Origin of the sequence: Agrobacterium vitis, assembly GCF_013337045.2 — a bacterium.
Taxonomy (GTDB): domain Bacteria; phylum Pseudomonadota; class Alphaproteobacteria; order Rhizobiales; family Rhizobiaceae; genus Allorhizobium; species Allorhizobium vitis_B.
Window position 1 is genome coordinate 68,699 of record NZ_CP118261.1, and the last position, 19,004, is coordinate 87,702.

The 19,004-nt window shown below is 56.0% G+C and carries 11 protein-coding genes and 3 pseudogenes; 8 read left to right on the forward strand and 6 right to left on the reverse strand.

Annotated elements, in window-relative coordinates; all coding sequences use genetic code 11:
* Positions 1 to 58 precede the first annotated feature (58 nt).
* The 3 genes and pseudogenes from G6L01_RS23235 to G6L01_RS23245 all read left to right on the forward strand — a co-directional run.
* On the forward strand, positions 59 to 1,018 hold the full coding sequence (locus tag G6L01_RS23235; protein ID WP_071205844.1) for a fumarylacetoacetate hydrolase family protein: 960 nt from the start codon (positions 59 to 61) through the stop codon (positions 1,016 to 1,018).
* A gap of 57 nt (positions 1,019 to 1,075) precedes the next feature.
* Positions 1,076 to 2,269 (forward strand): alpha/beta fold hydrolase, encoded by a 1,194-nt coding sequence (locus G6L01_RS23240; protein WP_081356557.1) that lies wholly within the window; start codon positions 1,076 to 1,078, stop codon positions 2,267 to 2,269.
* A gap of 146 nt (positions 2,270 to 2,415) precedes the next feature.
* A pseudogene (locus tag G6L01_RS23245) lies at positions 2,416 to 3,061 on the forward strand (aldehyde dehydrogenase family protein); the annotation flags it as partial.
* 251 nt (positions 3,062 to 3,312) lie between these two features.
* Here G6L01_RS23245 and G6L01_RS23250 read toward each other — a convergent pair.
* The 4 genes and pseudogenes from G6L01_RS23250 to G6L01_RS23265 form a co-directional block, all read right to left on the reverse strand.
* Positions 3,313 to 5,238 (reverse strand): annotated as a pseudogene (locus tag G6L01_RS23250) (methyl-accepting chemotaxis protein).
* Between the two features lie 522 nt (positions 5,239 to 5,760).
* Positions 5,761 to 7,122, reverse strand: coding sequence for an MFS transporter (locus G6L01_RS23255; protein ID WP_071205855.1), 1,362 nt, complete (start codon positions 7,120 to 7,122; stop codon positions 5,761 to 5,763).
* Positions 7,123 to 7,386: 264 nt separating this feature from the next.
* Positions 7,387 to 8,655: an acyl-CoA dehydrogenase family protein gene (locus G6L01_RS23260; RefSeq protein WP_071205857.1), complete on the reverse strand. Its 1,269-nt coding sequence runs from the start codon at positions 8,653 to 8,655 to the stop codon at positions 7,387 to 7,389.
* A 37-nt stretch (positions 8,656 to 8,692) separates the two neighbouring features.
* On the reverse strand, positions 8,693 to 9,859 hold the full coding sequence (locus G6L01_RS23265; protein WP_081356556.1) for a zinc-binding dehydrogenase: 1,167 nt from the start codon (positions 9,857 to 9,859) through the stop codon (positions 8,693 to 8,695).
* Positions 9,860 to 10,931: 1,072 nt separating this feature from the next.
* Between G6L01_RS23265 and G6L01_RS23270 the strand changes: the two genes are divergently transcribed.
* The 3 genes from G6L01_RS23270 to G6L01_RS23280 all read left to right on the forward strand — a co-directional run bounded on the left by G6L01_RS23270 (position 10,932) and on the right by G6L01_RS23280 (position 15,687).
* Positions 10,932 to 11,570 (forward strand): NADPH-dependent F420 reductase, encoded by a 639-nt coding sequence (locus G6L01_RS23270; RefSeq protein ID WP_071205861.1) that lies wholly within the window; start codon positions 10,932 to 10,934, stop codon positions 11,568 to 11,570.
* Positions 11,567 to 12,862, forward strand: a complete 1,296-nt coding sequence (locus G6L01_RS23275) for an acyl-CoA dehydrogenase family protein (protein WP_071205863.1) — start codon at positions 11,567 to 11,569, stop codon at positions 12,860 to 12,862. Before G6L01_RS23270 ends, G6L01_RS23275 begins: the two co-directional genes overlap by 4 nt.
* A 554-nt stretch (positions 12,863 to 13,416) precedes the next feature.
* Entirely contained in the window at positions 13,417 to 15,687 is a 2,271-nt protein-coding gene (locus G6L01_RS23280; protein WP_081356554.1) for a TonB-dependent receptor, read from the forward strand.
* A gap of 172 nt (positions 15,688 to 15,859) precedes the next feature.
* Here G6L01_RS23280 and G6L01_RS23285 read toward each other — a convergent pair whose 3' ends face one another.
* Both G6L01_RS23285 and G6L01_RS23290 read right to left on the reverse strand, forming a co-directional pair.
* Positions 15,860 to 16,036: an integrase core domain-containing protein gene (locus G6L01_RS23285; protein ID WP_234902254.1), complete on the reverse strand. Its 177-nt coding sequence runs from the start codon at positions 16,034 to 16,036 to the stop codon at positions 15,860 to 15,862.
* A gap of 112 nt (positions 16,037 to 16,148) precedes the next feature.
* Positions 16,149 to 17,418, reverse strand: a pseudogene (locus G6L01_RS23290) (IS30 family transposase).
* Between the two features lie 256 nt (positions 17,419 to 17,674).
* Between G6L01_RS23290 and G6L01_RS23295 the strand changes: the two are divergent.
* The gene (locus tag G6L01_RS23295; RefSeq protein WP_081356553.1) at positions 17,675 to 18,598 is read left to right on the forward strand and encodes an IS110 family RNA-guided transposase; all 924 of its coding nucleotides are present in this window, start codon (positions 17,675 to 17,677) and stop codon (positions 18,596 to 18,598) included.
* Positions 18,508 to 18,717, forward strand: coding sequence for a PfkB family carbohydrate kinase (locus G6L01_RS28150; RefSeq protein WP_420360034.1), 210 nt, complete (start codon positions 18,508 to 18,510; stop codon positions 18,715 to 18,717). The genes G6L01_RS23295 and G6L01_RS28150 overlap by 91 nt, the downstream gene beginning before the upstream one ends.
* Positions 18,718 to 19,004 lie beyond the last annotated feature (287 nt).

The following is a 19,004-nucleotide window of genomic DNA, read 5'->3' on the forward strand; positions in this document are numbered from 1 at the left end:
TTGCATCAGCTACAAAATGCGATGCGACACAACAACAAGACCTTAAGGGAGAGCTACAATGCGTTTGGCTTATTTTGATAATACGCGATTGGGTGTCGTGGTTGGAAATGAAATTATCGACGTATCGGACGCCGTCCTTGCACAGAAGGTCGCGGTTTATCCAAATGAACCCGGTGAGGCATATATTCGGCCTGGCGACTTTGGGGCGCTGATCGAGCATTGGGATCGGTTCGGGCCGTTGTTGAGCGAGGCGGCGCGTTCCGGTTCGGGGCGGCCCCTAAGCAGTGTGCAACTACTGGCACCAGTCCGGCGGCCGATCAATATCGATTGCCTGGCAATGAACTTCATTGAAGATGGCAGCGGTATCCCTCCCGCACCCATCAATGCCTTTCACAAAACGGCCGGCGCAATCAGTGGTCCCGGCGAGACTATGGTACTTCCTGACGTTCCGGGCAGCATTTTTGAGGCCGAAGCGGAGATGGCCTTGATTGTTGGTAAGCGGGGCTATCAGGTGCCGGCATCACAAGCGATGGAGCATGTGTTCGGTTACGTAAACCTTATCGACGGTTCGGTGCGTGGGTTAGGACCCGACAGGAACAATTTTTACCAGATGAAATCGCGCGACACTTTCTGCACCGTCGGTCCTTACGTGGTGACGAAAGATGAGATCGCCGACCCACAAAACCTTGACGTCAAGCTTTGGAATAACGGCCAGTTGATGCAAGATTTTAACACTAGGGACATGGCTTATCGCATTGAGCGGTGCGTTGAATTTGTTTCCTCTGTGCACACAATCGAACCTGGAGACATCATAGCACTCGGCACCAATCACCAAGGCTTACATCCCCTGATGGACGGTGACCGAATTGAGCTGGAGGTCAAAGGTTTGGGGAGGCTCACAATGGACGTTATGGATGAGCTTAAACGAACCTGGGACCGGCAAACGAGGGCCGAGCACGAGAAAACTGGGCGACCTGGCTTCTTCGGTCCGCAGCTGACCGGAAAGTATGCCCCGTAATCTCTTTAATCGACCATCATCTGAGATGGCGTTGGTCCAAGTAAAGGTAGGTTCGCTATGACATCGATGAACTTCAGAGGGTTTGGGAACGCCACAATCAAAGGCGAAACCGTAGGTGATGCGGATGACCCGACCGTGCTGCTACTGCACGGCGGCGGACGTACCCAGGAGGCGTGGACGGATGTCGCCCGAGCCTTGGTCACTGCAGGTAGGCAGGTGATCTCTATCGATCTACGAGGTCCCGAGTTCATAGAAAGCCCCGGAACGCGGCGATTGACGTTCGATGAGCTTGTCGAAGGACTGCGATATGTTCTCAGCCAGCTTTCCTCGCGTCCGACCATCGTTGCGACCTCGGTAGGTGGATGGGTAGCATGCGCCGCGTTGGGGGAAAGCAGGGCGCCGGTGGCGTCCGGCCTGGTGATTTGCGATGCGCCACCTAATTTTGATCGCGATCCACAAGAGGAAGCCGGCAATGGAGGCTTCGATTGGGATCCCTCGTACGAAATCACTTTCGACGTAAGCGACATGCGAACTCGTCTCGAGGCCGCAGCATCGAACGTAACAGTTCCTCTGATGTTTGTTGCCAGTCGTCATGCCGACAGGGCAGAAGACGTATGCTTAAGTTTCCACCAAACGGCGCCCAATCTTGAAGTCGTCGAGATCGCTACCGCCGAATATCTCAATCCTGCAGAACGCCTCGATCTCTTTAACGCGGTCCTCCTAAACTTTTTGGAACAGAAGGACCCTCGCACTCCGCCCGACTATATTGCCGGATCTGATTCGCGAACACTCCGAAACGCGATGGGTTGTTTTGCCACCGGCATTACGATCATCACAGCACTTCGCTCCGACTCGACACCGATTGGCCTTACGGCAAATTCCTTTACGTCGGTGTCCCTTGATCCGCCGTTGCTATTGGTTTGTATAGCAAAAAGTTCCAGCAACCTTGTCACGTTTGAGCAGACCGATAGTTTTGCGGTCAATGTCTTGCATATTGGTCAGCAACCGACATCGAATCTGTTTACAAGCAAGTCGGGCGACCGCTTTTCTCACGTCGAATGGCGCGTCGGAGAGAGCGGTGCGCCAATTTTGCCAAAATCGCTGGCATCCATCGAATGTAGCACCCACGCAAGATATGACGGTGGAGATCACATTATCCTGGTTGGGAAAGTAGAGCGAGCAACCTTCGATCCTCGCCGCGACCCGCTACTGTATTTTAGTGGTAAGTATCGTCGATTGCATCTCGGCTGAGTGGGCCAGATTAGAGAGTGTTTTTATCTTCGCGAACATCGGCGCTGAGGCGGTAGGACGTCTCGACTAGCAGGGGCAGTTGGTAACTGGCGATCCGCCCCGCTCCAATGAATGCCGAGCATTCAACGTTCGCGGCGCCAACGTATCCGGAAGCCACTCATAAAAGCGAAATCTTATACGGCGCGTCTTATGTCGAATGGTTCGGCGAGGAGGCAAAACGCGTTTATGGCGACACGATCCGAGGTCACCAGCAAAATAAGCGCATCCTGGTGATCAAGCAGCCGATTGGCGTCGTCGCAGCGATCACGCCCTGGAACTTCCCCAACGTTATGCTGGCTCGCAAGTTTGCGCCGGCGGTGGCCGCCGGATGCGATGATTTCGAAGCGGGCATCCGAGACGCCACTCTCAGCCCTGTCGCTCGCCATTCTCGCAGAACGCGCCGGCCTGCCGGCAGGCGTCTTTAATGTCGTGACCTCGAAAGATTCGCCTGCGCTGAGGAAGGAATTCACCGAGAACGACAAGGTGCGCAAGTTGACCTTCACCGGTTCGACGAGCATTGGTAAAACCCTCATGCGTCCGGGCGCCGAGGAAATCATGAAGCTCGGCCTTGAGCTCGGAGGTTCCGCGTTGCCGAAGCTCTCGAATACGGCATGGTCGGCGTCAACACTGGTCTGATCTCGACCGAGGTTGCCCCGTTCGGCGGCATCAAGCAATCCGGTCTGGGCCGTGAAGGTTCGAAATACGGGATTGAGGATTATCTCGAGAATCAAGTCCGTGTGCCTGAGTGTGTAGTTCCTACCGCGTGAGCGCCGGTGACCCCGAACCTCTGGCCCAAGATCTGCCTGCGTTCCTGCGTTGCGCGCTAGACGGTTCACTTGCTTCTTAGGGATACTTGAGCGATTTGGAACCACATGCCAAACGAATAGCGTACCAAGTAGTCAGGGGCGTTGTCTCAGCGACGGATGACTATTGTACTGTTCGATTGCGATCATGGAACGATGGACTAATCCAACTTTGACACACCAGTGGCTGGATAGAAGAAACTAGCTCCATATAGCGGACGCTACCTCCTCTGAAATTCCGCTCTCTCGGATTTCTCCTAATAGGGACCCTTCGACGGCTTGCGGCCGCAGTTCGACAACCGAATTGCCGCAGCCAAGCTGAGCTATTCGCTTCACCACAGCAGAAGATGCTGTTGTGGTGGCTCCAAGATTGAATTGACCGACGAGTTCGCGCAATTTTTCCGCTTCTTGAGCGAGCGCTGTCGAAGCTGCCGTTGATTGCTCTACCATAGCCGCATTCTGCTGGGTAGTTTGGTCCAGCAAAGTGACAGCGGTATTGACTTCTGCAAGCCCGATTGATTGCTCTCGGGACGCGGTGGCGATGGCGCTCATGTGCTGATTGATGTCAGCAATCCGTGCAGCAATTTCTTTCAAAGCCATTCCAGTTTCACGCACAAGCTGGACGCCGGTATCGACCTCCATCGTAGATGCATGGATAAGTGCCTTGATTTCTTTTGCCGCGGTCGCAGAGCGTTGGGCCAGTTCACGCACTTCCTGCGCCACCAAAGCCTTTTCCTGCTTCGCCAGCACGAGCCGCCTCGACGCCTGCGTTAAGCGCAAGAAGATTCGTCTGGAAGGCAATCTCGTCGATGACGCCGATGATGTAAGAAATCTGAACAGAGGAATTTTCAATTCTCTGCATCGCATCTTCGGCCTGCGCGACGACCTTCGAGGAACGGGAAGCGTCTTCGTTGGCGGTCGCCGCATCGAATTGCGAATCAACAGTTCTCCTGGTCGAATTGGACACGTTGATGGTGATTTCATTCAACGCCGCGGCTGTTTGCTCAAGAGACGCAGCCTGCTGTTCGGTCCTGCGAGAAAGATCGTTGGCGTCGCAAGCGATTTCCCGCGAACCGTTGTTAATAGTAGAGATACTATCGGAGATCGCCCGTAGCGTATCTCTAAGCTGTTTGACCGACGTGTTGAAGTCGTGACGCAACGGTTCAAAGTCGCGGGAGAACGCTTCATTCAACTGCCACGAAAGATCACCGGCCGACAAGCGCTTCAGTCCAGTTGCAAGCCCAGATGTAGCCACTCTCAACCGCTCAGCTGCATCGGCTTCAGCGTTTTCCTGGGCGGCGCGACGATCGGATTCAGCCTGACGACGGGCAAGTTCAGCATCTGCTTCCAACTGCTCGTTGGCGATAGCCGCCTGAAGAAACACTTCTACCGCCGCGGCCATCGAGCCGATTTCGTCCTTACGCCCTATCACTTTACACTCAATGTCAGTTCTCCCGCTTGCTAGGGCCGCCATGTCCCTTGCCAACATAAGAAGGGGTCTGCTGACTGTTTTGCGGAAGAGATAGAATATTAGGCCCATCAGCAAGACTGCCGTTCCAAAAAGCCCGTGCAGAATATCTAAGATTATGTCGATACTGACCCAGTCCGAGCCCTGCTCAGAACGCGCATCTATCTGATCGCTTGCCTCTTCCATCGCGGTTTCGAGAGCCGAAAACTGCTTCGTGAAGTCAGACAAGGCCTTTTTGGCCTCGGCCTTGTCTGTTTGTGCCAATGCGACAAGGCGGGTGGCGCTATCAAGAAAGACCAACAGATGGGCTCGAAGCCAGGTGACACTTTTTGCATCTGGGAATCGTTGGCGAGCCTTTTGTTTTCTGCAAGCATTTGATCAAGTGCCGCAGCATGCTCCGTGAAATTTTGTTTCACGGCATCCAACGAAATCCCGGACGAGGGATCGGACGCCTACAGGGATGCGAGAACATCGCCACGAAGGGCATTATGCATCATGTTAGCCTGCATGTGGTTCTGTAAAAGTTTCGACGAGTACGTGATTTCTTCGGCCTTTTTCGCAAAGGTTAAAACAGACCAAAGACCGGTGCCGGTAGCCCCACCAGCCAACACGAAAATCGCGATGCTTGTAAGTGTGATCTTCTGCTGGATGGATGCCATAGCTGGTACCTCAATGAAACGCTAGGGAGTGCGCGACGGTGTTGGATAAAGTGCGGGACGGCCTTGAGCGCAAACGACGAGATTGATGAGGCACTTGCTTCCTTCGGCGCCGCTGGCGATGTCGGTGAGAACGACGAAACCGCGGGCAAGTGCCCAGCACAAGTGAGACAAAGCCCATAATGCTCCTGCCGGTTATGCGAGGCTAAGAGAGCGCCGTGTGGCAACTTTGGAGCACGGGAGTATGCGTTCTGATGTGTAGTGGCCCAAGCTCGGCGTACCGACCAGCATGAACTGCCGAAGGCTATTCCTTCGGACGCGCGGTCCGCGCGTCCGCCTATGGGTCACCATTGTCTCGAAGCAAGCAATCGTCCGTGTTTCTTTCATTGCTAAAGACTTTCCGAATTTGCCGCCGGCATAACGAAGGGTAGCCGGCGACCGTCCGTAGATAGAGCGGAAGAACCATTGCGGTTGCGGTCTGGAGACAGAGATCGGTATGGTTAATGTCTTCCACGCTCATGCGAGCTATTTGCTTCTATACCGATTGCCTGCCTGCTCCTCTGGCATGTCTGCGCCCTCGGGAAGGATTGGAAATTTCGGCATCGCGTAAGTGAGGGCAGCTATGGCCAATGTCATCGCAATAAGCGTTATCAGCAACGTGCCGCTCCCAAATTGTTCGCGCAAGATCTGGGCGAGAGTGGGAGCGGCCCCTGCGATTACGGCACTCAGTCCCATGTTCAGTGCGAGAGCTTGGGCAAAAAGGCCCTTTCCAAAATAGCGGAGCATCAAAAGCGGGGGGACAATGAGTTCCGCGCCGAATGGCATCCCGATCAGGAACATGGCCACGAGCAGAGCCCAGAACACATTCTGCGTTGTTGCGACGATAGCCAATCCGATGACGACGTTGACAAATAGGACAGCGATCACTCGCGGCGATGCCGCTCGGTCCAGCATGGGTCCAATGAAGATCAGCCCGATGACGGAGCCCACTTTTGCCGCCGACAACGACAGCGAGATTTGTCCGATAGTGTAACCAGATTCGCTCAGCAGAGACTCAGCGATGTTGAAGACGACAACGGTAGGCGCGAGCAACATCGCGTTGATTAGGATCGACGCAAGGAGAACTGGTCTGCGCAGCAATCCCCACATTGACTTTCGGGGGGCGCGCTCCTGATTAATTTCGCTGGCGTCTTGGTTTGTTGTAATGCCAACGGCAGTTCCACGCGTATCGTTGGTCGGTGTTGTCAGAAAGAACAGTTGCATCGGCAGGGCGACGATTATGTAGCAAAGCCCGATCGATACGAAGAGGGCGCGCCAGCCTATTGTGGCGGCTGTCTCGGCGAGGATGGGCGGCAACAAGACACTAACAAGGCTAGTCAAGGAACCAACGATTGCAAAAGCAGCACCACTATGAACGGGCATCCACCCGGCTACCGCTCTGAAAGCAACGGAGAAAACAAGGATGAAGCTGCAGCCTACGGACAACGTTAGTGCGATGAGGATCACTGTGAAGTTGCCTGGCAATACAGCAACCGCAGCAGTGCTCAGCCCGTAAAGAACTCCGAAGATCGCCCCAGCGGTGCGAAGCCCGGAGCGCCCGACCAAATAACCACCCAGCGGTAACAGCAGTGCAGGCGCGATAATTATCGGAAGCGTAAATGCCGCTACCGCATGCGATAGTGGCCAGTCGAACCCCGCTGAAACTGGCCCCACGGTGAAGGCCACAGCGGATTGGTAAACGGTGCTGCTGAAGAATACGACAGCGATCGCTGCCAGCAGCGTAGTCCATGCCTTCTTGGGATAGGTACGCATTATAGCTAGATATTGTCTGAACGAAGCGGGGGGGATGTTCGGAGTAAGAGCAGAAAGCGTAGAAGTTTGCGACATTTTCGTTGTTCCTCCGGATTTGACAGACTGTGTTGGTCTTTTTGTCAGAATTGTCGGTTGAGTATTGTGGACGTGGGGCTCGATTGACCGACCCCATTCTGGAGCCAAAATTGGTTTCGTTGCTTTTTGTAGGCATCCGCCTGATCCGTCCTCCTCGGATCAAAGCGCCCTACATTGAACGTTCCGATTAAACCGGCCGGTCGTTTCACGGGTACCGACGCTGCTGCGGTCAGGAAAGACAGGCCCGATAGCTGGTGGCAAAAATCATGTCGGATTCCGAAAAGCACCGAGAGCGACGGCGCCGTAACGCTGAGCGGTCGAATTATATTGGCTACCGCGGTGAGTGCGGTAAATCGCGATGTCGCGCAGGTACCGCTGCATGGGCTGATTCGCCATGGACGCGGAGGTCCCGGCCGAGCGGAACAAGATATCAACGGCGTCACACGCCAACTCTCCGGCTTCGAGAATCATGCCGGCGAAAGTATTGTCGGCCTTGACGTCAAATTGCCGGCTGCCGGTTACCGCGTCGCGGCTCAAGGCGCTCATAGCCTCAGCTGTGTGCAATACGATAGCTTCGGCAGCATCAGCTTTCATCTTTGCAGCACCAAAATCACGCTGATAAAACGGATCTTGGAACCGCAGTCCGCTTGTCCCCGGTGTCAAGGGAGCTTTGGTCTTGGCCAGTGCCTCATATTCGTCCAATGCTGCGCGTGCAGCACCGACGACGGTAACCACAAGTTCGAGTTGAGCAAAGGACACGGAGGGACCGCCGGCGTAGATCGGGTTATCGTGTAGACGCGCACCCGGAACGCTCCCCACCGGAGCCGGATCGGGCCCGAACCTGGCGACCTGATGGTCGGCGACGACAAGATCTTCAACAATAACGGAATTGGATCCGCTAGCCCGCATACCGAATACCCGATCGGCGCCCCAGTCATCACTGACTTTGAACTTGCCGGCGGGTATCAGCACGTGGAGCATTGCCGAAAAGTCGGCGACACGCGCTGGCGCGTCGGAGGCCGGCGCTTTGAGAGCCTGCTCGTCGACAGCGCGCACAGTGACGGTGGCATGGGTGGCGTAAGCAACACCGGATTGATAGGGCGAGCGGGCATTGACCAACCAGCCGCCTTCAACGCGCTGCGCTGTACCGCTGGGATTGACCCCGTGTGAAGCGCGAAAGTAGCCGCTGCCATTGTGGAATGCCTCGCGCTGGCCTTGTTCTGGCCAGTGCGTTGCAGTGGTCAACGCGTGACCTTGCCCCAAACACAGGCACCAAGCGGTACCGGGGTCTCCGCGGCCGATCTCGATCATGATCTTTGCAAATGTGCGCAGGTCGGTCTCCAACCCACCATAGCGGGTCGGGGTAAGGAGATTGTAGAAGCCGGATTTCAGGAAAGTTTGGTGCAGTTCAGGGGTATAGCGACCGAGACGTTCAGCTGCGCCGGCTTGGGCGCGTATCTGGTCCTTCAAACCGCAGGCCCGCAGGATCAGTTGATTTGATGCCTCCTTTTCAGGGAAGGTCTGGATGGTCATCTCTCTTGTTCTCCTAATGATGCGCCAGCAGTGGCGACTAGATGCCTGGCAGCACAGTGGCGCCAAGAACGGCTCGGTTAGATACATCGCGCAGAGCCTGGCCAGTCTCGCCAAGGCCATAGCTGCGCTGGGCAAGCGAGCTGAGATCGAGCTGGCCTCGTTCCGCGAGCCGTATCAGCCATGGAAGATCACGTCGCATTATGAGGGAGCCTTGTTGGCAGACGTGGATCACTTTACCACCGAGGGCAAATGGTGCCGCCGGAAAGCTGACCATCGCGCCGGGGCGGATATCTATGCCCGCGAGCACGACATGTCCGGCCGAGCGCGCCATTGCCCAAGCTTGTTCGACTGCACGAGCATCGGTCGCCGCTTCGAAGACGTAGTCGGCGCCACGGCCCTGCATCTCGCCTCCGGCATCGCCGGATAATTCCTGCACCGCGGCAACAGGATCGGTTTCGCGGGGATCAATGATATCCGTGGCGCCGCACCGCAGGGCCGCCTGGCGCCGCTGTGCCAACGGCTCAACGGCGATGATCCGTGAAGCACCAGCCAGCCGGGCAGCCATGATGTAAGACAGGCCAACCGGTCCGCATCCAATAACGGCGACGATGCTTCCCGCCTGGATAGGTGCGGTGACCAAGGCAGCGCCTACTCCAGTACTCACAGGGTTGCTGATCAATGCCAGCTGTTCTAGTGGCAGATCGCTGAAGATCGTCGTGACCTGGGTCTCGCGAGTGACGGCCAGTTCAGCGAAGCTGCCAACATACGAGTTGCCGTGCACTTCTCCGCCTGCATCGGAGCATGCGATGGGAGGACTCACCATTGTATTTTGAGCGCATTGATCCATTCGCCCCCGCCGGCAAAAGTGACACTGGCCACAATTAGCGGAACTCGTCACGAGGACGCGATCGCCTACTTTGACACCACCGACAGCCGAGCCAACGTGTTCAACCAGCCCCACCGCCGCATGACCGTGGATTATGTTAGCCGGAAGCCGCGGCAATGTAGGCAGGACTGATGAAGCTCCATCAGCGACTTTGTCGGCGGTTCCGGGGGGTGGCGGCGCATCAATCGACAGCACATCTGCGCTGCCGACATTCGTTGCTTGGACCCTGACAACCACTTCTTGTGGGCGCAGCGGCAAAAGTTCCAGAGTCTCCAGCTGCTCGCCGGACTCTTTGCACATCATAGCCTGGAAACGCATATCTCCTCCCTAGACGAGCGTCCAATAAACGGTACGGTGGTGACTTGTCCTCCTGACAGCCAGATCCACTCCCTCGACGCTTTCAGATTATTACTCGGAAATCTTGGAGTGGCTTATAGTGAATGCAATGAGTCGCCCTTGAGTGTGACGGAGTTCCGAGGCCGTCGGCTCAGAGCGAGGCGGCTCCGAATTGGTGGCAATGCGGCGTCACGAGCAACCTTAGATACTTCTCCAGTCGAAGCGGCGGCGGCGAGACGGCGCAAAAATTGCGCAGATGTTCCCTCAGCCCAATTGAATGGGAGATTAACAAGCCCTGACTCGCGGAGCCGGAGAGGCTCCTCAGCCCACAACACCAAGACAATCATTTGCTGCCGGAAAAATCGGTCTGTTACGGCCGTTGCCCGGGGATTTGCTAAGAACACTACCACGAGACTTTCTCCTCCCAGCCGTCGTGACACGATGGACAAAACGCCGTATTCCATCTAACGGAACATTATTTCATCGAAGGGAATGATTTCGCAAATGAGATCCAATGTCAAGGGTAAGCACGCGTAATGGGAGAGAGGCCTAGGATTTCGATTCCCCCTATTAAGCTCCCGGCACCCTCCGACAAAACGAGCAATTTATGTGATACAAATAGATCCATTCACAGTTGGTTCGCCCCTGGTGGGAAATCTGTCCCATTCCCAAAATCGACCTCGTTATTACAATCTCTGTGCCGAGCATCAGTGTAGCGGAATGCGGCGACTACAGTGCCCAGCGGTTGATTCCAGCTCAAGACGAGCGCTGCCTTCGAAAACAAGCGACAGAGAGCTCGCCCCGATAAGCCTATGAAAAGCCAGACAAGCACCGCACAGTCTTCGCGGGCTGCCTCCCCGTCATTGGGTCGTGAAGAACCTAGGTCCCGTCCCCGACAACACGCAACTACTCTTTGCTTCGTCTACCGTGTTATCGGGAGCAAGAACACATCGGAAATTATCAGAAATACCCCACTTGACCGATGAGGGCCTGCGCCATACTATGGAACTATATTCCGTCACGCGGAATAACAGGCAACACTTGGGAGGAGAAAATGGTGCAAATCGCCTTAATCGGAGCCGGACGAATGGGACAGGCTATTGCTCGGCTGGCATCCGCTGCTGGCCATGAAGTGATTCTGTCAAATTCTCGGGGACCAGATACGCTCTTAGATCTCGCTCAAGATCTTGGCCCTAAGGTTTCGGCTGCCAATGTCAGTGATGCAATCAAAGCAGCCGATCTGGTCATTCTTGCGACGCCGTGGGGTAAGACCAAGGATGCCGTCTCGACCATCAAAGATTGGAACGGCAAAATCGTTGTCGACACGACGAATAACCGGGCCGGACCGCAAATTTTCGACATTGGCGGCATTCCATCAAGCATGGTTGTCGCCGGTTACCTACCCGGCGCGCGCGTAGTGAAGGCCTTTAATCACAATGCGATTCATGTCTTTGCTGAAGCCTTGGAAAGCAAAAGTGAAGCCAATGCGCTTTATGTTTCAGGGGACGACGCTCAGGCCAAGAAGGTCGTGGCCGAGTTTATCTCCAGCATCGGCGGCGAACCGATCGACGCTGGAGATTTGGGCACCGGTGCCCGCCTTTACGGGACTGGTGGCGTTCTCCCGGGTAATCCGCTTGAAATGCTGCGCCCCGCGGAAGCCAGAGCTAAACTGACAGAGGCTATGGGCAAATGAGTATCACAGCGGATTGGTCGATCGACTGGCGGCTGAATGAAAGTGCGGACTTTCGGCAAGCAACCGATGCAATCTTAACAAAGGCGTGGGACCTCGCTCCGAAACTTAGGGAAAGAGCACGCGAGACCGAATTGCTTCGTCGTATGCCCGAGCAAACGATGGCTGACGCGAAAGACCTCTGGAACATGTTGGTTCCCAAGCGCTGGGGTGGATTGGGATTGGGCTCTCGGGCCATATGCGAAACCGCGCGAATACTCGCACATGGCGACGCATCGAGCGCCTGGGCGCTCTCTTTTCTCATTGAACACAGCCACATGGCTTGTCACCTCCCATGGGAGGCGCAGGAAGAATTGTTCGCCGATCGATCCTTCATTCTCGCCTCTGCTCCGCTTAGCCCCGGTGGGAACGCATTAAAGGTCGATGGAGGTTATCAACTAAGCGGCACGTTTAGATATGCGTCCGGCATAGGGAATTCAGACTGGACCTTTGCAACGGCTTTTGTCGACGAGAATGGCGTGGATGTTCCTTACACGTTTCTAGTGCCGCTCAACAACGCGAGTGTCACGGTAAATGACGATTGGCACATGTCTGGCATGGCTGCAACATCGAGTGCCTCGGTCACAGTTGATCACCTGTTCATACCCAAACAATATGCTATCAATACCGAAATATTCGACTCCGCTGACCTCCATCCAGGGGCTCGCCACGAGGAGGCTTTCCTGCGGTATCCACCGCTAGGCTCAATTCGGATCATGGTGGCGGCTGTTTCGCTGGGCTCGGCGGAGGCGTGCATAGATCTCGCCCGAGAACGCATGGCGCAATCGAAGATGTTCAATATACGTCGATTGGATCTACCCCTGGTAAGGGTACGCTGGGCGACGGCATTTCAGAAAGTGCGAGCCGCGCGGCTCATCTATCGCGATCTTGTCGAGCGGATGATCAAACAGTGCGAAGCGGTCGAGACCTGGACGGAGGAATTCACGGGGCAAGCTGAACTCGATCTCGTGACCATCGTGCAACTCTCCAAAGAGGCGGTATTTATGGGCACCGAGGGCTTGGGGTCGTCGGTCTTCAAGTTGGATGATCCGGTCCAGCGCTATCGTCGCGACGTAGATGTCATGTCTAGCCATCTCTTCCAGGAATATGACTTCGTCGCAGAGCGGGCAAGCCGGGTTCTTCTGGGATTGGGATACCTCCCGACAGACCCCTATCCGACCCGACCACCCAAGGTCAGTCATCACAACGAGCTGGAAAGGTTTGCCTCGATCAAGAAGACACGGTCGTCAGGGTGACGTGCCTCTGCGAAGCTATTGATAGATAGCTCAGGTAATCGCCAACGCTGCTTTCAGTGCGTTGAACAGGCAACTAGGCGACCAGGGGTGGCAAGCCAACCGATTGTGCTTCCGGACCTGTGCCTATTCGGCGGCGGTTGAATTTCCTGGCAAGGTGGCTGCGGCATCCTGAGTCGTCGCAGCCGCGTTTGGTTCATCCTACAGTTGCGAACGCCGGCACTTGAATGGCTGAACACGGACGAAACTATCGTGAAATAAATCAGGTGGAACGACAACTACCCAGGTCTATTACGATCCACCTGAAGCTATTCTTATGCTGACAGCAGGTTCTTTTGTCACGGCGGACAATTTTCCTTAGTTTCGGGGAGCAAGCCCAAGGTCAGTCCTGTTTCCCTTATTGAGGTGAAGGACAAATCTGATCTATCGGCTCAGGAAGCACATGAACGACTGGTAGCGGGGCTGACAGCAACGCTGCTTCTCGAGTTTTACAGCATCAGTTCGGTTGTATTTCAAAGACAATCCCGAAAGAGACACGCTGGGAGGAGAACACAGCGATGCGCAGAGTAAATCGTGCCCTTGCAAGTGTGGGGACATGCGGGCTGACGCTAATTGCCATTAGCAACATCGTATGTGCTCAGGACTCATCAAAAAGAACGGATAGGATTGCCCAAGCAAAGCAGGGCAATGTCCCGCTGTCCGAAAGCAAGAATTGTCCTAGCTCGAAAACCCAAAAGCCTGGCGCCCCCGCTACGGATGGGTGCCCATCCAACTTCGCCGCGGAGGAAAGCACACCTGCGCAGGGTCCTGGTGGCTTCGGCGGACCGCCGCAAACAGGCGCACTTCCCCCGCCACCACGTCGCATGACAATTTCGCCGCAGACTTTTGATGCTGGGCCACCGCTCGCAGGTCCAGCGGCGATCAACGGCGTTGGTCCCATATTCATACTGCCACCAGGGTTGGTCGGGGATCTGAAGCCTGGACAAACTCTGCTCGGGTTTAGTGATGTCGCTAAACTTCCTCCAAGTCCCGATGGTTTCACCCATAAAGGTATCGAGATCGGTGCGATGGGCGGCTCCTTCGGCCGGTATCGTTCGACCCTTCAGATCGGCCAGTCGAACGACAACTTTGCAGCCTATCTCGCCGGAAGCAAGATCAAGGATCCGGGATGGCGGGATCACGCAAACAGCGATCTCGAGGAGCTATATGGCGATTTAGGTTGGCGGGACGGTACTTCCAGTTTGCATCTGACCTTTAGTCAATCAAACAGTAGTTCCGCGGGTGGGCCCACTCCCATCGAATTACTTGCGAATGATCGCGGAAGTTCTTGGCTGTGGCCAAACGACAGGTCCGATGAGACCCGTAAAATCGAACTTTCGGGCGAGCATCAGACAGACAATGGGTGGACGTTAAGCGGCAAGACTTATTACGGATATACCTCTCGTCAGGCACGGCAAACCGAAGGTGCGCTTGGTTTGCCGTGTGCAGACGACCCTTCCACTCTTTGCGGCGTTTCGGGTGCCTATTTGGACACCAACGGAAGTCGATATCCGCTATATGCGACTTCGGGTCGATATGGATTTTTCAATGAACTCGAAGATAAAACGAATGCTTACGGGGTTTCGTTCAAGGCGCAGACCGAAAACCCGCTGTTCGATCGTCCGAACAATTTCGTCATCGGCGCCTCATTCGATGCATCGGATACTTCCGCATCAGTTTCTCGAACTTTGGGGGAGTTGACAACCGATCTGGGCTTCACAAACCGGCAGAACACCTACCAGTATACCTCGGTGAAATCAGAGGCCAAATACTTCTCTCTTTATATGGCCGACCAGCTTTCAGTGACTGATCGCCTTACGGTGGGTGCCACACTTCGATACAACCTTTCCAACATCGAACGGTATGACGGATCAAGCACAAACATTTCCTACGACTACAGCTTGAACGATAATCGAACCTTCCAAAGCCTCAATCCATCACTTGGGTTGACCTATAAGGTCACTCCGGATTTGGTTGGCTATGCCGGTTGGAATCGTGAAAATCGTGCTCCGACGCCCTTTGGCACGATGTGCGCCAACGTCGAATCGGCTTGTGCTTTCAGCAACTATTTCATTGCGGATGAACCTTTGGACCAAGTGCGGTACGACAATCTCGAAATTGGCCTGCGTGGACAGAATACACTATCCGGAGAAGCGACGCTTTCGTGGAATATCCGTCTGTTCTCCAAGCATGCCGACAATGACCTATGGCTCGTGCAACGCGAAGAACGGCCAATGTTCACCAATGTAGGAGAAACATGGCGGCGAGGCATTCAGCTTGGCGCAGCGTTGCAATCCGGTCCATGGAACGTCGGATTAGATTATATCCTTCAAAAGTCGACTTTCGAGGAGGAGTTCTCGTTTTATAGTCCAGAAAACCCTGCGGCTGACGCGTCCCGAAATATCACCGTTCCTCCCGGTTCCGAGATGCCGAATATCCCGAACCAAGTTTTGAATTTCAGTGTTGATTATGCCCTGAACGAGCGGTTGAACGTGGGAGGCATCGTTACAGCGGTTGCAGGGACTTACGCGTTCAATGATGAGAACAATCAATTACAAAAGTCGGATCCATATGCTGTTTTTTCGATCAATGCGCGCTATAAGGTTAGCGATCACTTTGAGTTATTTGGGCTCGTCTCAAACGTCTTTGACACGCAGTATGACACAATAGGCGCGTTGCTGCCGGTCAGTAGAGTGGAGGTTAGCTCGGTACCAGGTGCATCGAACCCCATCAGCTATATTCCAGGGGATCCGCGGACCTTCTATGTCGGAATGCGGGCAACCTTCTGAAAGGAGAGAGCGAGATGCCGGCACCACGGCGGCACTTGTTTATAGCGCTGTGTATTTCGGCCCTTCAAATGGCGTGATCATGGTCCTTTAGGTCATAGCTGTTGGTTGCCACGCGGAACTGAGGCGGTTTTGGAGTGAACCCCCTCGGGCTGGACCAGCGAGGAGCTTCAAACTAAGCCGCCTGCTGGGCGAGTTGGGTTTCAAACTCCGCTGGCGGTCTGTAGCCATGGGCCGAGTGCCGCCGCTTGGCATTGTAGACATCTTCAATGAACCTGGGCAATCGCTCGGCCACGTCCGCGAAGGTTTCGTAGCCAGCGGGGTAGAGGTCCTCCACTTTCAGGGTCTTCATGAAGCTCTCCGCCTGCGCATTGTGATATCGGTTGCCGACGGCGCTCATCGAACCCTGCAGGTCCGCGGCATCGAGCGCCCGTCGATAGGTTTCACTTGCGTATTGGGCAGATTCAACCGGTCGCTGCAACACCTTCGCTCATATCCGATTTAAGCAGGCCGTCCAGCGCTTCTGCCGGCGTGCGATAACCCAGCGACTTGCGAGGCCTGCTATTAAGGGCATGCGCCACAGCACTAAGCTCATCGGCTCCGTGCTGGCTTAAATCTGTACCTTCGGAAAGTACTGACGTAACAAACCGTCGGTGTTTTCGTTGCTTCCACGGTGCCAGGGGCTTTGAGAGTCACAGAAGTAGATATCCAGGCCAGTGTCAATCCCAAGCTGTGCGTGCTGCGACATTTCTGTGCCTTGGTCCCAGGTCAGGGATCGGCGTAGATGCGCCGGAAGTTCCATGATGGTCTCAGCGATCGCATCACGAACCGCTCCAGCACCGTGTCCAGCGAGTGCAGGACCGTTCTTGACGGATTTTTCGATTCCGTGACCTTCCATGCGTGGCAGGTGCAGGAGCATTGTGAACCGTGTCGTGCGTTCGACCAGAGTGCCGATCGCGGAGCTGCCGAGACCGAGAATGAGATCACCTTCCCGGTGACCGGGCGCAGCTCTGTCGCCGATCTCCGCGGGACGGTCGCTGATCATCGGTGCATCACCAAGAAAGGACTTACCACGGCTACGAGTCCGTTCGCGAGGCAACCTCAGCGCTCGACCGGAACGCAAGCAGGCCATAGTTCACGCTTCAGAGCGCCTCGACCTCGAATGTAAAGCGTCTGATAGATGGCTTCGTGGCTGATGCGCATCGTCATGTCCTCGGGGAAAGTCAAGTCTCAGACGCCCCGCAATCTGTTCTGGACTCCAGGCTTTGGACCAGCGTCGGCTTTGCCGATGAACGGCCTGTCGTCCTTTCCATACCACGGCAGGTCCATCAAACGCGATGCCATGGGGTGTGGCAATGAGGCCGTCGAGCCGGTCCTGTACTAGTCGCGAAGGGCAATATTGGCTGCCAGTTTCGCCACCTTCGGCCGTCGAGCCGCTCGATCAGCATGCCACTATGCAGTAATCGCACGACAGTCGAAGTCGCCGCCGCGCGTCGCTGAATTCAGCCTGATCTCGCGCGAGATTGTGCTCGGTGATCGTCCCAGCTTACGTGCGATGGCACGGATTCCAGCACCTCGGGCGCATTTTTCCAAAGCAATTTCCTCACGCTCTCTGAGCGTCAGGCTGCGGTTCCTGAGTGGTATTGCCGAGGGTGAAAGATGTGTGGCAGGCAGACCGCCTGAACTCCGAAACCACCGGTTCCTGTCAAGCGAAGCGAAGAATTGATCGATCATTTTGCACCCCCGTCTGACAGTGATGGCGGAGCATCTCCCGCTGTCGCCGGCGATCGGCTGGCGCGGTGTTTTTTCACTAGCCGGGTTACTGTCCTGTGCCCGCTGGCCAGCGTTGCGGCTGTGGGGATGATGCCTTCGTGAAACGATCATGGAAGGCGGCGCGCGGTGCTACGTCGGGATCGGCGACGGAGGCTGGAAATGGACTATTACTCGGGACTGGACGTATCGCTGGAGGCGACCAGCGTGTGCGTGGTGAATGGCGAGGGCAAGGCCCGTCCGGGAGGCAAAGCTGCCGTCCGACCCGGATGCGATCGAGTTGTTTTTGGCCGAATGGGGCGTCCACCTGAAACGTGTCGGGCTGGAAGCTTTTTCGTTCAGCGCCTGGCTGCATACGGCCCTCGACGACAAGGGCCTGCCGGTCGTGTGCATCGAGACGCGCCACACCAAGGCGGCGCTGAACGCCATGCTGAACAAGACCGACCGCAACGACGCGCGCGGCATCGCGCAGCTGATGCGCACCGGCTGGTTCCGGCCCGTGCATGTGGAATCCGAAGCTGCGCAGGCGCTGCGCGTGCTCCTGGCCAGCCGCAAGGCGCTGCTCGGCAAGATGATCGACATGGAGAACATGATCCGCGGCCTGATCCGGCCGTTCGGACCGAAGGTCGGACAGGTTTCGACAGGCCGGTTCGATGCCCGCGTGCGCGAGCTGGTCGCCGGCATGGCCGAGCTGGAACAGATCGTCGAGCCGCTGCTGGCGGCCCGGGCGGAGATGTGCCTCCAGTTCGCGCGGATGCATCGCATGGCGCTGGCGGCAGCGCGCAACGACAAGGCGGTGCGGCGACTGATGACGGTGCCCGGCGTCGGCGCGATCGTGGCGCTGACCTTCCGCGCCACCGTCGACGATCCCGGCCGTTTCAAAAAGTCCGTGACCGTTGGCGCCCACTTCGGGCTGACGCCGCGACGATGCCAGTCCGGCGAGACCGACTGGTCGGGACGCATCTCCAAATGCGGCAACGAAATGATCACATCCAACGCGTCGGGTATTAGCTGGCTTGCGGATGTAGTCGTTGCCAACGACATCGAATTTGCGTGCCTGGTTGGTGTCAAGAATCTGGATTCGAGACATGCGAAGCTTTGCTTAAACGACTTCACGAAAATACAGGTCAGGCGCTCGTCGTGACACTCGGCGCCAATGGCGTAATTGCTATCCGGCAAGGCCGGATCCATCGGGCCAACGGATTGAACATTCTTCCCGTGGATACCGTTGGTGCGGGGACACCTTTTGCTGATACTTGGTAGCTGGGTTGGACGAACAACTTGATTTCGATCATGCCTTGTGCCGGGCCGCCGCCGCGGCTTCTCTCGCCTGTCTCGCTTCTGGCGCACAGTCTTCGATACCCGACGCAGCGAGAGTTGCCGCGGAGCATCGAGTGCGCAGCAACCCTACTCGCTGACGATCCAGTGAAAATCAACAGAACCATCCTGCACAGATCCCCAGAATGATCCCTGATGGCTGTGGCACGCGGTGAGGACATTGCTACGTTCGACTGAACCCCCGCCAAATTTCCCGCTCAACCTAGAGTCTA

What these genes read in the sequence shown, in the direction of transcription:
- G6L01_RS23235 (WP_071205844.1), top strand. Translation starts at nt 59, where the DNA reads ATGCGTTTGGCTTATTTTGATAATACGCGATTGGGTGTCGTGGTTGGA.
- G6L01_RS23240 (WP_081356557.1), top strand. Translation starts at nt 1,076, where the DNA reads ATGACATCGATGAACTTCAGAGGGTTTGGGAACGCCACAATCAAAGGC.
- G6L01_RS23255 (WP_071205855.1), bottom strand. Translation starts at nt 7,122, where the DNA reads ATGTCGCAAACTTCTACGCTTTCTGCTCTTACTCCGAACATCCCCCCC.
- G6L01_RS23260 (WP_071205857.1), bottom strand. Translation starts at nt 8,655, where the DNA reads ATGACCATCCAGACCTTCCCTGAAAAGGAGGCATCAAATCAACTGATC.
- G6L01_RS23265 (WP_081356556.1), bottom strand. Translation starts at nt 9,859, where the DNA reads ATGCGTTTCCAGGCTATGATGTGCAAAGAGTCCGGCGAGCAGCTGGAG.
- G6L01_RS23270 (WP_071205861.1), top strand. Translation starts at nt 10,932, where the DNA reads ATGGTGCAAATCGCCTTAATCGGAGCCGGACGAATGGGACAGGCTATT.
- G6L01_RS23275 (WP_071205863.1), top strand. Translation starts at nt 11,567, where the DNA reads ATGAGTATCACAGCGGATTGGTCGATCGACTGGCGGCTGAATGAAAGT.
- G6L01_RS23280 (WP_081356554.1), top strand. Translation starts at nt 13,417, where the DNA reads ATGCGCAGAGTAAATCGTGCCCTTGCAAGTGTGGGGACATGCGGGCTG.
- G6L01_RS23285 (WP_234902254.1), bottom strand. Translation starts at nt 16,036, where the DNA reads ATGAAGACCCTGAAAGTGGAGGACCTCTACCCCGCTGGCTACGAAACC.
- G6L01_RS23295 (WP_081356553.1), top strand. Translation starts at nt 17,675, where the DNA reads ATGGCGAGGGCAAGGCCCGTCCGGGAGGCAAAGCTGCCGTCCGACCCG.